Below are 13,753 nucleotides of genomic sequence, written 5' to 3'. Positions count from 1 at the left end.
TAACACGAATCCACGCGAATGGAAGGCGCAGGTGCGACGCACTTCCCAAAGTGCGTCGCACCTGGGGAATGGCAACCGCGAATCGCGCAACACGCCTTGAACCGAGTCGCCGCGCAACCCGAATTGACAATCCCGCCCGCTTCGCATATACTACGCCTGCGATGGGGCTGTAGCTCAGCTGGGAGAGCGCATCAATCGCACTGATGAGGCCAGGGGTTCGAATCCCCTCAGCTCCACCAACCGCATACTTCAAAGGCGCTGAACAGGAGTAGTAGGCCATCCCTGCAGAGAGGCGGGCATCGGGTGCAAGCCCGCCACCGCGCCGACAGGGAGCGCGTGGGCCGAACTCGCCTGGGAGCCGCGGCGGCGAAACCCAGTAGTCGCCGACGACTGGCGGACGTTACCCGCCGTAGAGTGGGCCAGGAGCGCACGGGGCTGTAGCTCAGTGGGAGAGCACTTGTCTGGCAGACAAGGGGTCAGGGGTTCAAGTCCCCTCAGCTCCACCTTCACCGTGTCCTTGCACCCCTGGCCAAGCAGGGTGGTACCGCGGAACAACTCCTCCGTCCCTGGGCGGGGGAGTTGTTGTTTATCCGGCAAGGGCGCAGGTTTCGCGCAGATTCGGCAACAGGAGAGCAGCGATGGCAGACAAGTACATCCCGCAAGCGATTGAACCCAAATGGCAGGCGCGGTGGGAACAGGACCACCTGTACCGGTCCACGGTGGACCCCACGCGCCCGAAACACTACGCCCTGACGATGCTCCCCTATCCGTCGGGCGACCTGCACATCGGCCACTGGTACGCCATGGCGCCGTCGGACGCCCACGCGCGCTACATGCGCATGCGCGGGTACAATGTCCTGTTCCCCATGGGGTTTGACGCCTTCGGCCTGCCCGCCGAAAACGCCGCCATCAAGCACGGCATCCACCCGTTCAAGTGGACCATGGCGAACATAGAGAAGATGCGCCGCCAACTGAAGAGCATGGGCGCCATGTTTGACTGGGAGCGCGAGGCCATCTCGTGCCTCCCTGGCTACTACAAGTGGACGCAGTGGTTCTTCCTGAAGTTCTACGAGCGAGGCATGGCGTATCGCGCCTTCGCGCCGGTGGACTTCTGCCCCACGTGCAATACGACGCTGGCCCGCGAGCAGGTGTGGGGCGAGGACCGCCACTGCGAGCGGTGCGGCACGCCCGTCATCCGCAAGGAACTGAATCAGTGGTTCTTCCGCACTACGGCCTATGCCGACGAACTGCTGGACTTCTCCAAGATTGACTGGCCCGAACGGGTGCGGGTGATGCAGACCAACTGGATCGGGCGGAGCGAGGGCGCCGAGGTAACCTTCCGCAGCGAGCAGGGCGACCCGATTGTGGTGTTCACGACACGCCCCGACACGCTGTGGGGGGCCACGTTCATGGTGCTGGCCCCCGAGCACCCGCTGGTGGCCAAGTTGACGCCGCCGGAGTTCCGCCCCGCCGTGGACGCCTACGTGGCCGAGGCCAGCCGCCAGACCGAGGTGGCGCGCCTGTCCACGGAAAAGGAGAAGACCGGCGTGTTCATCGGCGCCTACGCAGTGAATCCGGTCAACGGCGCGCGCATCCCCATCTGGATCGCCGACTACGTGATGATGACCTATGGCACGGGGGCCATCATGGGGGTGCCTTCGCACGACGAGCGCGACTTCCAGTTCGCGCTGAAGTTCGGCCTGCCCATCATTCCGGTCATTGACCGCACCGATGGCAAGGCCAAGTCGCGGGTGCGGCGCGACGCCGTGGGCGAGGGGTTCGCTGATGCGCTGGCCGCCGCGGGCATCGCCTACGAGGAGGCGGCCGACTCGTGGCGCGTAGCCCTGCAGGGCGCGGCGCAGGCAGAGGCGTACATCGCCCTGGCGCGGCGCTACGTGCGCCCTGGCGCGTGGGTGGAAGTCGTCGGCGCGCAATGGGCCTTCGTCTTCGCCGACGGCGTGCGCGAGTTGGACTCGGTGGAGGCCGACCGCGAGATTCTGGCCCGCTGCCAGGCGTTGGATTCCACATCCGCCGCGGCGCGCACCGTTATGGAGATGTTGTGGCAGGAGGAGTTCTACCGCGACATCCTGTTCCACGCCGAGTACGGGACGATGATCAACTCCGGGCCGTTCACCGGCACGCCAGGGGACGAAGCCATCCAGAAAGTTACCGCCTGGCTTGAGGAGCAAGGCATCGGCAAGTACGCCGTCAAGTACAAACTGCGCGACTGGCTCATCAGCCGCCAGCGGTACTGGGGCGCGCCCATCCCCATCATCTACTGCCCGAAGTGCGGGACGGTGCCGGTGCCCTACGAGGACCTGCCGGTGCTCCTGCCAGAGGATGCCGAGTTTCTGCCCACCGGCGAAAGCCCGCTGAAGTACCACGCCGGCTTCCGCTACACCACGTGCCCCAAGTGCGGCGGCCCCGCCGAGCGCGAGACCGACACCATGGATACGTTCCTGTGCTCGTCGTGGTACCAGTACGCCTACCTCAGCCCGTACTACGAGGGCGACCAGCCGTTTGACCCCAGGGAGGGCGAATATTGGCTGCCGGTGGACCTGTACACGGGCGGGATTGAGCACGCGACCATGCACCTCATCTACACGCGCTTCTTCACAAAGGTCATGCGCGACATGGGGCTAGTGAACTTTGACGAGCCCATGTTGCGCCTGCGCAACCAGGGTATGATCCTGGGCGAGGATCGCGAGAAGATGTCCAAAAGCCGCGGCAATGTGGTGTCGCCCGACGAGCAGGTGGCGAAATACGGGGCCGACACGGTCCGCGCCTACCTGATGTTCGGATACCGCTGGGAACAGGGCGGCCCATGGGATAGCCAGGGGATTGAGGGCGTGTCGCGCTTCTTGTACCGCGTGTGGGACTGCGTGCTGACGCCGCCGGCCCGCGCCGCCACGGGACAGCCGACGGAGTCCGACATGCGCGCCCTGCGTCGCAAGACGCACCAGACCATCCGCCGCGCCACGGAAGACATGGAGGCGCTGGCCTTCAACACCTACGTCGCGAACCTGATGGAGTTCCTGAACGCGCTGGTCAAGGCGAAGGAGACGCCGCTGTACGGATCCGAGGCGTGGAACGAGGCGATTCGCACCATGGTGCTGCTGCTGGCGCCCGCGTGCCCGCACATCGCCGAGGAACTGTGGGAGCGCATCGGCCAGCCCTACAGCGTGCACCAGCAACCGTGGCCCGAATGGGATGCGGAGATCGCCCGCGAGGAGATGATCACCCTGGCGGTGCAGGTCAACGGCAAGGTGCGCGACCGCATCACCGTGTCGGCGGACGCGACGGAAGAGGACGTGCGCCAGGCCGCCCTCGCCGCCGAGGGCGTGCAGCGCCACACCGCCGGCAAGCAAATCCTGAAGGTCATCTACGCGCCCGGGCGGCTGGTCAGCATCGTGGCAAAATAGGGCGATACCTCACACAAAGGCGCAAAGACACGAGGGTTTTTCTTCGTGCCTTGGTGTCTTTGTGCGGCCGAACCATGAGGCGGGACAATCCGATGGGTTTGCTTCCAGCGCCAACGCGGGTATAATGGGGCCAGGCTTTTGCGCGTGGAGAGGGGCCATGACTCCGGTGCGCATGTTCGTGAAGATTTACGGTGATGTGCAGGGCGTGGGATTCCGGGCGTTCGCCAGGGATCGGGCGCAGCGCCTGGGCGTGCGGGGCTATGTGCGCAACGCCTGGGACGGGACGGTGGAGGTGCTGGCCGAAGGCGACCGCATGGCGCTGGAAACGTTCCTGGACATCCTGCGTGAAGGGCCAAGGAGCGCCCGCGTGAGCCATGTGGAAGTCCAATGGGGCGACGCCACCGGCGAATTCCGGGGATTCGGAGTGCGATTCTAGATGAGGAAAAACCCTGAACGGCTGGCCTGGTTCGTGCTCATCAGCGCGTTCCTGACGTTCCTGGCCCTGGTCATGGGCGTGCCCCTGGGCGTCAAGGCCTACGTGAACCGGGCGCTGGTGCCCCGCCTGGCCTCGCTGGAAGCCATCGTCCCCACCATCGTCGTGGAGTACCCGGGCTTCAACACCAGCCTTGCCGTTACCGGCCGCCGCGATGACATCGCTGAGGGCGCCCAGATTCAGACCGACCGCACCTCGCAAGGAATCCTCACGTTCTACGAGAACCCTGGGGAACAGGTCGTGCTGAGCACCGTGCAACTGTTCGCCAACACCCGCGTGGAGTTGGTGGAGGTGCGCTCGCCCCGATTCGCGTCCAGCAAGGCCTCGGATCGCATCGTGTTGGCGGTGAAGTCGGGGACGGCTCGGATTGCCGCTGCGCCGTCGGGCCGATTCCCCCTCCGCGTGGAGGTGCGCACGCCCCAGGGGGTCATCGTCTTCAGCGACGCCAGCATCCTGGTGGAGGTGGGAAACGAACAGACCGATGTCTCGGTGCGCTACGGCTCGGCGATGGTGCGCGGCGGCGGCGTGGACACCCAGGTGCAGGCCCGACAGCGCACGACGCTGCGGCTGGGCCAACCCCCGACACCGCCCGTGGCCGCCATCCGCGACTTGGTCGTCAACGGCGACTTCTCGCAGCCGCTGTCCGTCGGCTGGCAGGTCGACACCGAACGCCTTTCCGAGGACGTGCAGGCCGGGACGGTGGAAGTCGTCCAGGCGGGCGGACGCCAGGCGGCTCGGTTTGCCCGCATGGGCCGCGAGGGCGAGCACAACGCCGTCTTCCTCATCCAGAAGATTGACAAGGACGCCCGCGATTTCGTGTCGCTGAAACTGCGCATGGATGTGCGCATCCTTTACCAAAGCCTGTCGGGCGGCGGCCTCCAGAGCAGCGAATTCCCCGTCATGGTGCGCCTGGACTACGTGGACGTGTACGGCAACGCCCAGCATTGGGTGCGCGGGTTCTACTACCGCAACCCCGACAACCTGCCGATTCTGTACTACGGCATCCAGGTGCCCCATGACACGTGGTATCCCTTTGAGTCGGGCAACCTGATGGAGGAACTGGCCGACGCCAAACCCGCGTGGATCACGTCGCTGCGGGTGTACGCTTCGGGGTGGAACTACCAGAGCATGGTGACCGAGGTGGGCCTGGTGGCGGAGTAGTGGCGCGCCGCAAGGCTACATTCTCGCCAACTGCTCTCTGTACCGCGCGCGAATCTGGGCGAAAATCTCGCGGTAGCGGGCGCTCGCGTAGTCCGGATACGTCCACTCCCACGCCTGGAACCCGCCCCGGTGGTAGTGCAGCGTGATCTCGCCGTAGATGCCCTTGCTCAGGTAGATGCGGTGCCGGTGGTCCTTGGTGCTCGCCAGGACCAGTTTTCCCTCACTCACGTAGCCCGGGTCCACGTTCACGGTGCGCTTTCCGCCGACGGACATCTCGGCCTCCAGCGCATTGGTGGCCAGTTTGATGTCGGGCAGGTCCGCGGGATCCACAAGCCGCTCAAAGGCGACGATGCGCCGCACCAGCCCCACGCCGAATTCGGGCGTGTAGAAATCCGTGTGGTCAAAAGGCAGCAGTTCGGACCGAAAATCCACCGGCCCGAAGCGCGCCTCCAGCGCAGCCTGGGCGCGGTCAATCTGCGCGGGGTCGGCGCTGAAGATGCTGGCGATGAGTTTGACCGGTTTGGGCAGCTTCGCGGTGCCCATGGCGTCGCCTCCGCCGTGCGTTATGCTAGCCCCGCCGCCTTGCGGAAATCCTCATCGGCGGCGTCGGTGATCCCGCTGCGGGCCATCTCCTCCAGCAGCGGCCACGGGAGCGTAACGTGGTTGGCTCCGGCCAGCAGGACATCCACCACCTCTTGCGGCGACTTGAGGCTGGCGGCGAGGATGTCGCCTGGGTCTCCAACAGTCTCCAACAGCGCGGCGATCTCGGCCACCACCCGCACGCCGTCGCCGCCGCTTCGCGCGATGCGGTTCACGTAAGGAATCACGTAGTCGGCGCCCGCCTCCAGCGCCAGCAGCCCCTGGGCAGCGGTGCCGATGCCCGTAACGGCCCAACGGAATGCGTCGTATCGGGCCACGAGTTCCAGGTTGGGCAGCGACATCATGATCTTCAGGACGACCTGATCGGGCGCGACCTCCACGGCGCGGCGCGCCTCGTCCAGGAGTTGCTCGCGGGTGCGCCCGGTGAGTTGATGGAACACCTGCCAGTCGCCGATGCCCGCCAGGTCGCGGATGATTTGCAGCGCCGGCCTGCCGGCCCTGGCCACCAGCGCAGGGTTCGTGGTTACGCCGACGACGAATCCCAACTCCCAGGCCCGCCGTGCCTCGTCCACGATGGCCGAATCCAGGAACAGCGCCATGTTGCCTCCTCATGTTTTGTGTTCGGATAGCGCAAATCGCCTTCAGCCGCTCGCCTTTGGCGTAACCGACGGCATTCATGGGGCCGAATGCCGCCAAGGCCATCGGCTATGGGCTACAGGCGATACGCCCGCACCTGCTTGAGTTCACTCCCCACCATGCGGAAGGCGCGGCGTTCGGCTTCCCACAGGATGCGCTCCTCGTCCAGCGTCTGGAGTTCGCCGCCGCGCAGGAGCCAGCGCCCGTCCACCATGACATCGGTAACGTCGCCCGCGCGCGCCGCATGGAGCAGGTTGGCGACCAGGTTGTGCCGCGGGCGCAGGTGCGGGCGGTTGAAGTCCCACAGCACGATGTCGGCGGGGCGGCCCGGCGCGATGACGCCGCTGTCGGAGAAGCCCATGGCCCGCGCCCCCGCCTGCGTCGCCAGTCGCAGCGGCAGGTCCCCCGCCAGGACTTCGGGATCGCGGCGGTCGTGCTTTTGCGCCAGGGCCGCCAGCCGCGCCTCCTCCAGCATGTCCAGGTTGTTGTTGCTGGCGGTGCCGTCGGTGCCCAGCGCCACATTGACCCCTGCCGCCAGCAGGTCGGGGACGCGCGTCGTGCCCATGCCCAGTTTCATGTGGCAGTTGGGGCACTGCACCACAGTGGCCCGCTTCTCGGCCAGGGTCTCCAGGTCGCCCGGCCCCACATAGATGGCGTGGGCCACGATGGCGGGGCGGTCCAGGATGCCCAGGCGCGCCAGGTGGCCGATGGGCGTGGCGCCGTGGCGGGCCAGCGAAGCCTCTACCTGCGCCTGCGACTCGGCGGCGTGGATGTGGCAGCCGACGCCCAGTTCCGCCGCGGTCTCGGCGACCTGGGCCAGGAACTCGGGCGCGCAGACGTAGGGCGAATGGGGCCCCAAGACGGTGCGGATGCGGCCGTCGGCTGCGCCCTGCCAGCGCCGCACGAACTCTACGGTGCGGGCGAGCGTTGTGCCGCCGATTTCCTGAGCCGCGCCCAGCCCGAAGACGCACCACGCCAGCGTCGCCTTCAGGCCCGCCTCTTCCACCACCTCGGCGACGCGGTCCATCCAGAAGTAGTGGTCGGCGAAGCCCACCGTGCCCGAGCGGATCATCTCGGCGGCGGCCAGATACGCCCCCCAGCGGACGTCTTCCTCTTCCAGCGCCGACTCGGCCACCCATATCTTTTCGTTGAACCAGCGGTCCAGCGGCAGGTCCTCGGCCCAGCCGCGCACCAGGGTCATGGGGGCGTGCGTGTGCGCGTTGAAGAATCCGGGAACGGCCACTTTGCCGCGCCCGTCCACCACCTCGTCGGGGCGGAAGTCTGCGGGCACATCGCCCACCGCCACGATGCGGCTGCCGCTGACGGCGATGTCCGCGTCGGTGAGCACGGTCCCCCTGTCGTCCAGCGTGAGGATGTCCAAAGAACGGATGAGAATGTTGGGCATGGTGTCCTCCACAATGAGCCATTAGCCCTTGGCCGTTAGCCGTTAGCCAACAGCCAGGAGCCAGGGGCTATAGGCTATTGGCTAATGGCTGTTTCGTACACCCGATACGTCTTGATATGGGTAACGCCCAGCCGCTTGAGGGCGTTGTTCATCGGGACGTTGTCCTCCAGCACGTAGTCAATCTCCACACGCACGTTCTTGTGCGCCAGCGCCTGCCAGGTGCGGGCGTACAGCAGCGAGTCAATGCCCAGCCCGTGGTAGTCGGGGTGGACGCCCAGCGCGAAAAAGCGATATTGGCGCAGACGCGGCAAGCCCCACAGGAGTTTGATGAACCCGAACGGGAACAGTCGCCCGTTGAGGCCGCGCAGCAGAACGTTGACGTCGGGCAGGGTCATGGCGAACCCGATGGGACGGCCCTCCGCCTCGGCGATGAGCACCGCCTCGGGGTGGACGATCTGCTTCAGGTCGCGGGCCATCTGCTTGGCCTCGGCCTCGGTTACGGGATAGTACCCCCAATTGTCGGCAATGGAGATGTTGGACAGGTCCATGATAATCTGCGCGTCCTGGCGGTAGCGCTTCATGTTCAGCGGGCGGAGCGTTACGCCGTGTCGCTCGGCTACGGCATCCATCAGGCGTAGGTACCGCTCGGGGATGGTGTAGCCTCTGGACACGTCGGCCTCGTACACCAGCAGGTCTTTGGCCTTGCGCAAGCCGTAGGCTTCGGCGTGCGCGTTGTAGTACGGCGGGTTGTACGGGGCCATGATGGTGGGCGGGTGCTCGTAGCCGTGCACCACGAACCCCCATTCCTGCGAGGCGAAACTGATGGGGCCGCGCATGATCTCTATCCCGCGGGCGCGGAGCCAGTCGCGCGCCGTATCTAAGAGCAGGCGCGAAGCGGCCGCGTCGTCCACGCACTCGTAGGAACCGAAGAAGCCGATGTTCTTGCGCCAGTAGTCCACGGCGAGGTGATCTACGAACGCGGCCACGCGCCCGACAGTGCGCCCCGCGTCGCGGAGCAGGAACAGCGCGTAGTCGCAGTGGCGGAGCAGGGGGTTGGTCTCAGGCGCGAACAGGCGCAGTTGCTCGCTCCGCAGCGGCGGAATCCAGGTGGGGTCATGGCGATAGAGCGTGTAGGGAAGGAGGGCAAAATCGCGAACCTGGGCCTTTGTCGTGGCCGGGACGACTTGCATACGGTCCTCCTGCGTGGCGTACGCGCATTATAGCAAGGGCGAGGGGAAGTGTCCAACATGGCGTCGGGGGCCATCTCGCGCCAGCCCTCTGCTGGTGGGCGAGGGGACTGCGGGCGCCAGATTTCATCGCCGAGGACGCCGAGCACGCGGAGAACTACGGATTTGCCGCGCCCGCCGCCCTCTTGCGCTGATGGGGCATTTGGATCGCGAAGGACACGAAACGGCGCGAAAGCCACGAAAGGCACGGCCGCGGGGGGGGGTACCCCTCACATCCCCCTGGCCCCCCTTCTCTCCCCGCAGGCGGGGCGAGAAGGGGGCAGGCGTGCGCGGGGCGTTGTCCCCTCTCCTGCCGGGAGAGGGCAAGGGTGAGGGACGTTCGGATCGCGAAGGGTACGAAAGGGCGCGAAAGCCGCGAAAACGCAGCCGCGTATGTCGCGGGGCTAAAGCCCCTGCGCTCAAGGAGCGAAGCCCCTCCGGGGCTGAGGATAGCCCGCAGGGCTTCGTTCGTTTAGCCCGATGCTTCAGCGTCGGGCAGCAAGGAACCGCGAATCCACGGGAATGGACGCGAATCCGCCCCTGGCCCGCAGGGCTTGGCTCGTTCAGCCCGATGCTTCAGCGTCGGGCGGGACGCGGGCGCACCTCACCCCCGGCCTTCGGCCTCCCCTGACGAGGTGAGGTTGGCATGCGCGCGGGGGCCCAGACCCTTGAAGTCTATTTCCCATTCGTGCGCATTCGTGTTATTCGTGGATTGCCGTTACCTCATTCGCGTGGATTCGCGGTTCCAACAGCGGGGCAGGTATGGAAACCTGCCCTGGTTACCACCGAAGAGGGAACCCGCGTCCATCTTCGGGGGCGCTTTGCCGTGTCGGGGGCTAGGGATTATAATGCGAGCACTCCATTCCAGGGTGGCGGTATGACTGTGCGGCGGTTCCTGGAGCGCGGCCGAGAGCGGCTGCGGCACGCGGACAAGGCAGTGCTGGCGCTCCTGGCGATTCGGTTCGCCCTGGGCGTCGTGTACAGCGTGGTGGTGCCCCTGTGGGAGGCGCACGACGAGTGGGGGCACTATGCCGTCATGCGCTACATCGCCCAGGAGAGGCGCTTGCCCGCGCCGGGCCAGTCGCTGGGCGTGGAGTTTGATGAGTCGCAGCAGCCACCGCTGTACTACGTGTTAGGCGCATTGGCCATCGCCGCGGTGGACGCCCGCGACTGGACGCCGCCCGACGTGAACCCCTACGCGCGCACGGGCACCGGCGTCGGCGGGTTGAACATGGCCGTCCACACGCCGGAAGAAGCGTTCCCCTACCGGGGGTGGGTGCTGTCGGCTCATCTGGCGCGGCTGGTGTCGGTGCTGCTGGCCACCCTCACCGTCTGGCTGACCTACCGCATGGCCGCCGTTGTCTCTGCGGGGTGCCGCTGGCTGGCGCTCACGGCGGCTGCCATTGTCGCCTTCTGGCCGCAACTGCTGTTCGTGGGCAGCGTCATCACCAACGATGTGCTCGTGGTGTGCTGCGCCGCATGGGTATTGCTGGCGCTGGTGAAGACTCTGGATTCATGGCCGCCGCGCTATGCCCACATTGTGGAGTTGGCGCTGGCGCTCGGCGCGGCCATGCTGTCCAAATTGACGGCGTTGGGGCTGCTGGCGTTGTTCCCGCTTGTGATCCTCGCGCTGGGCATCAAAACCGTTCGCAGGCGGGAACGGCTAGGGCGATTCTGGGCGCTCACGGGGGGCATGGTCGCTCTGGCTCTGGGCCTCGGCGGGTGGTGGTACCTGCGAAACCTGGCGTCGGTAGGCTCGCCGGTGCTCCGCTACCAGCGGGTGCTCAAGTCGCTGGGCTTGATTTGGACCGATCCCGCGGATTTGGTTATACGCCTGAGGCCCGTGAGCCTGTGGGGCGCGCTGCGGTACGGATTCCTCACGTTCACCGCCTCGTTCGGGTGGGGGAACGTGCCCGCCGCGTGGTGGGTCTATGCGCTCTTCGCCGCGCTGCTCGGCGTCGGCGCGGTGGGGTGCATCGGGTGGCTGGTGCGGCGCGGGGAGCCGAAGGTGCGGCACGCGGGCTGGCTTGCACTGACCGTGGCCTGCGTCCTGGCCCCCCCAATCTACTTGCTCCTGTACAAGGGCACGGAACTCCTGCGCGGGCGCGTGGTGCTTGCCATTCTCCCGCCGCTGGCGGTTTTCGTCGCGGCGGGCATTGGGCACTGGCTCTCGCCTGTGTGGCGGGATCGCCTGCCCCGGCTGCTGGGCGGAGCGCTGGCGGTGGTCGCCGTGGCCGTGCCGTTCCTCTACATCGCCCCCGTGTACGCCCCGCCGCCGGTCATCCCCGCCGAGCAGGTGGTGAACCTGCCAAATCCCGTATATGTGCGCTTTGGCGATCAGATGGAACTGCTGGGATACGAGTACGGGAATCGGGGCCGCTACGCGCCGGGGGACGTGCTGGAGATTCGCGTGTACTGGCGCGGCCTCGTCCAGATGGAGCGCAACTACACGCTGCGCTGGGAGATTCTGGACGCGGAGGGCCACGCTCACGGGACGGCGGAACTGTACCCGGGCTGGGGGAACTACGCGACCTCTTTATGGAAGCCTGGCCAGGTGCTGCGGGATACGTACCGCATTCGGATAGGCGACGACATGCCGTCTCCGGGGATGGGCGTGGTTGCCCTCACGGTGCTAGATGCCGCAAGCGATGCGCCGCTAGCCGCCACGGATCCGCAAGGCCGGTTCCTGGGCCTTCAGTTCCGCCTGCGGCCGTTCAAGATGGCGGCGGGGATGACCATCGGGCCGACCGAGACCGGCGCCGAGTATGTCCTGGGCGAGAGGATCGCCTTGGTCGCACGGCAGGCCCAGGCGGACTCCGACGGGCACACCATTTCGCTGCACCTGACGTGGCAGGCGCTCGCGCCGATGGACAAGGACTACATCGCGTTCATCCACGTGGTGGACGCTGCGGGGACTACGGTCTGGCAGGTGGACCGCCAGCCACGGAACGGGGCATATCCGACGAGCCTCTGGGACGTTGGGGAAATCGTGGACGATGTGATCGCCATCCGCTTGCCCAATGGTGCCGCGTCGCGCACGTATCGGGTTCACCTGGGCGTGTACGATCCCGATACGCAGGAGCGGCTGCTGGCGTTTGACCCGTATGGCCGAAGGCTCAAGGATGACATCATCGTGCTCGCGCTGCCGTGAGATAGCGGGACTCGGTTCTAGACTCTGCTGGTCGTGGCATGGGCCCAGTTGCGACGCACTTCCGGAAGTGCGTCGCAACTTGCTCGCCAACACAGAATAGAACCCAGCCGTCTGCGGAGTGCGATTGACATCGGCGCGCCTATTGGGTAAACTAGCGCGCGCAGGGAGTGGATTCCGGGCGCATCCGGCGCTCCCTGTCTGCCTTATCTGATCCGAAGCAGAAAGGACGCACCGATGGACGAGGAATTAGACCTTCGCACCTTTTTCCAGGCGATGGCCCGCCAGTGGCGAATCATCGTCATCATCACCGTCGTGGCCGTGGTCGCCGGAGGGCTGATCGCGCTTCTCTGGCCCCCCGAGTACCAGGCCACCGCCACCGTGGCCGTTGCCAGGCCGCGGTACATCCTGGACTTTGACGAGCGACTGCGATCCCTGTCCGCCGCGAGCGGCGGCACGCTGCCCCTGGGCGTTGTGGCCGCCAACGCCTACGCGTCGCTGGCCACAAACGAGGGCCTGGAGAGCCGCGTCCTCCAGGAACTCGGCTGGCGCATGGACCTGACGGAGTTGGAGAAGCGGATGAAGGTCAAAGCCGACAGCGGGGTGATCCAGTTCACGGGGAAGGACGGCACTCCGCAACACGCGGCGGACCTGGCCAACACGTGGGCGCGGCTGTACGCGGAGCAACTGAACGCGGTGTTCAGTTCGGCCGCGCCGAATATCGCGGCGCTGGAAGGGCAGGTCGCCACGGCGCACGCCGCGCTGCTGAAGGCCGAGCAGGCCCTGGCCGAGTTCCAGGCTCGCAGTCAGATTACCGCGCTGGAGAAACAACTGGAGGCGGCGTCCACCGCCCTGGCCGACAGGTTGGCCCTGGCCGATAGGCTGGGGATGCTGGCGGCGGATGCGCGCGCGCTCCAGAGTCGGCTCAAGGCCCAGCCTGCGGACGCCTCCGCTGTGGCCGGCCAGTTCCAGACGCTGCTCATGGAGGCGCTGGCCGTCAGTCCGCGGCAGGAAATGCCGCTGCAACTGCAGTTCAGCGTGCCGAGCGACGCGCTGGCTTCCATGTCGGCGTCGGAACTCAGCGGCTATCTGGAGCAATTTGCCGCGGCGCTGGACACGCGGAAGCGAGATGCGTTGCAGGAAGCGGACGCGCTGCCGGCCGAGATCGCGCGCATCCAGCAGCAGTTGGAAGCGCAGCGCAACGAGTACGACCGCCTGGTGCTCGCCCGGGATGTGGCCAGGGACACGTATGAGTCGGTGTCGCGCAAGTTGGACGAGGAGAAGGTGCAGGCCGCGCTGGAGGAGCCTGAAGTGAAGGTGGTCGGGCTGGCGGCGGTGCCATCGGAGCCGGTCTGGCCGAAGCCCACGCTGGTGATGGCCCTCGCGCTGGCGGGGGGCGTGGTCATCGGGATTCTGGCCGCGCTGGTGGCCGAGTCGCTCCGACCCCAACACGCCGGTTGACAGGGGGCCGCTTGACGAAGAGGGGCATCCTCAAGGCATCGGTTATACAGATGATTTTCAACGCGGCGGCCATTGGCGTCGCGTTCCTGCGCGAGGTGCTGATCGCCAATTACTTCGGCGCCGGCGCGGAGGCCGACGCGTATCTGGTGGCCTATGCGTTGCCCCTGGTGGTGTACAAGGTGATGACGACCGTGCTGCCCC

10 protein-coding genes and 2 tRNA genes are annotated in these 13,753 nt (G+C 66.6%); 8 read left to right on the top strand and 4 right to left on the bottom strand.

All coding sequences use genetic code 11. From position 1 onward, the window contains the following. Nucleotides 1-163: 163 nt before the first annotated feature. The 5 genes from H5T65_11720 to H5T65_11700 all read left to right on the top strand — a co-directional run bounded on the left by H5T65_11720 (nt 164) and on the right by H5T65_11700 (nt 5,076). Nucleotides 164-239, top strand: a tRNA-Ala gene (locus tag H5T65_11720). 192 nt (nt 240-431) lie between these two features. Then, nucleotides 432-503 (top strand) — tRNA-Ala (locus H5T65_11715). 135 nt (nt 504-638) lie between these two features. Then, nucleotides 639-3,422 carry a leucine--tRNA ligase gene (locus tag H5T65_11710; GenBank protein ID MBC7259902.1) on the top strand — a complete coding sequence of 928 codons (2,784 nt, stop codon included), beginning with the start codon at nt 639-641 and terminating at the stop codon, nt 3,420-3,422. Between the two features lie 157 nt (nt 3,423-3,579). Further along, nucleotides 3,580-3,858 (top strand): acylphosphatase, encoded by a 279-nt coding sequence (locus tag H5T65_11705; GenBank protein MBC7259901.1) that lies wholly within the window; start codon nt 3,580-3,582, stop codon nt 3,856-3,858. Continuing rightward, the gene (locus H5T65_11700) at nt 3,859-5,076 is read left to right on the top strand and encodes a FecR domain-containing protein (GenBank protein MBC7259900.1); all 1,218 of its coding nucleotides are present in this window, start codon (nt 3,859-3,861) and stop codon (nt 5,074-5,076) included. 15 nt (nt 5,077-5,091) lie between these two features. On the opposite strand, the gene H5T65_11695 is transcribed toward H5T65_11700, so the two are convergent. The 4 genes from H5T65_11695 to H5T65_11680 all read right to left on the bottom strand — a co-directional run bounded on the left by H5T65_11695 (nt 5,092) and on the right by H5T65_11680 (nt 8,907). After that, nucleotides 5,092-5,619, bottom strand: a complete 528-nt coding sequence (locus H5T65_11695) for a DUF4416 family protein (GenBank protein ID MBC7259899.1) — start codon at nt 5,617-5,619, stop codon at nt 5,092-5,094. 20 nt (nt 5,620-5,639) lie between these two features. Beyond that, complete coding sequence (locus H5T65_11690; protein ID MBC7259898.1) at nt 5,640-6,275, bottom strand: transaldolase; 636 nt, start codon at nt 6,273-6,275, stop codon at nt 5,640-5,642. A 113-nt stretch (nt 6,276-6,388) separates the two neighbouring features. Continuing rightward, the gene (locus H5T65_11685; GenBank protein MBC7259897.1) at nt 6,389-7,717 is read right to left on the bottom strand and encodes an amidohydrolase; all 1,329 of its coding nucleotides are present in this window, start codon (nt 7,715-7,717) and stop codon (nt 6,389-6,391) included. Between the two features lie 74 nt (nt 7,718-7,791). Further along, nucleotides 7,792-8,907: a GNAT family N-acetyltransferase gene (locus H5T65_11680; GenBank protein MBC7259896.1), complete on the bottom strand. Its 1,116-nt coding sequence runs from the start codon at nt 8,905-8,907 to the stop codon at nt 7,792-7,794. A 913-nt stretch (nt 8,908-9,820) separates the two neighbouring features. Here H5T65_11680 and H5T65_11675 point away from each other — a divergent pair. The 3 genes from H5T65_11675 to H5T65_11665 all read left to right on the top strand — a co-directional run. Then, nucleotides 9,821-12,094, top strand: a complete 2,274-nt coding sequence (locus H5T65_11675) for a glycosyltransferase family 39 protein (protein MBC7259895.1) — start codon at nt 9,821-9,823, stop codon at nt 12,092-12,094. 234 nt (nt 12,095-12,328) lie between these two features. Beyond that, nucleotides 12,329-13,552, top strand: coding sequence for a hypothetical protein (locus tag H5T65_11670; protein MBC7259894.1), 1,224 nt, complete (start codon nt 12,329-12,331; stop codon nt 13,550-13,552). A gap of 11 nt (nt 13,553-13,563) precedes the next feature. Further along, a partial coding sequence (locus H5T65_11665; GenBank protein ID MBC7259893.1) for a hypothetical protein occupies nt 13,564-13,753 on the top strand: 190 nt, incomplete at its 3' end.

The organism is Chloroflexota bacterium, from assembly GCA_014360805.1.
Classification (GTDB): domain Bacteria; phylum Chloroflexota; class Anaerolineae; order DTLA01; family DTLA01; genus DTLA01.
This window is presented reverse-complemented; position numbering and strand designations above follow the sequence as displayed.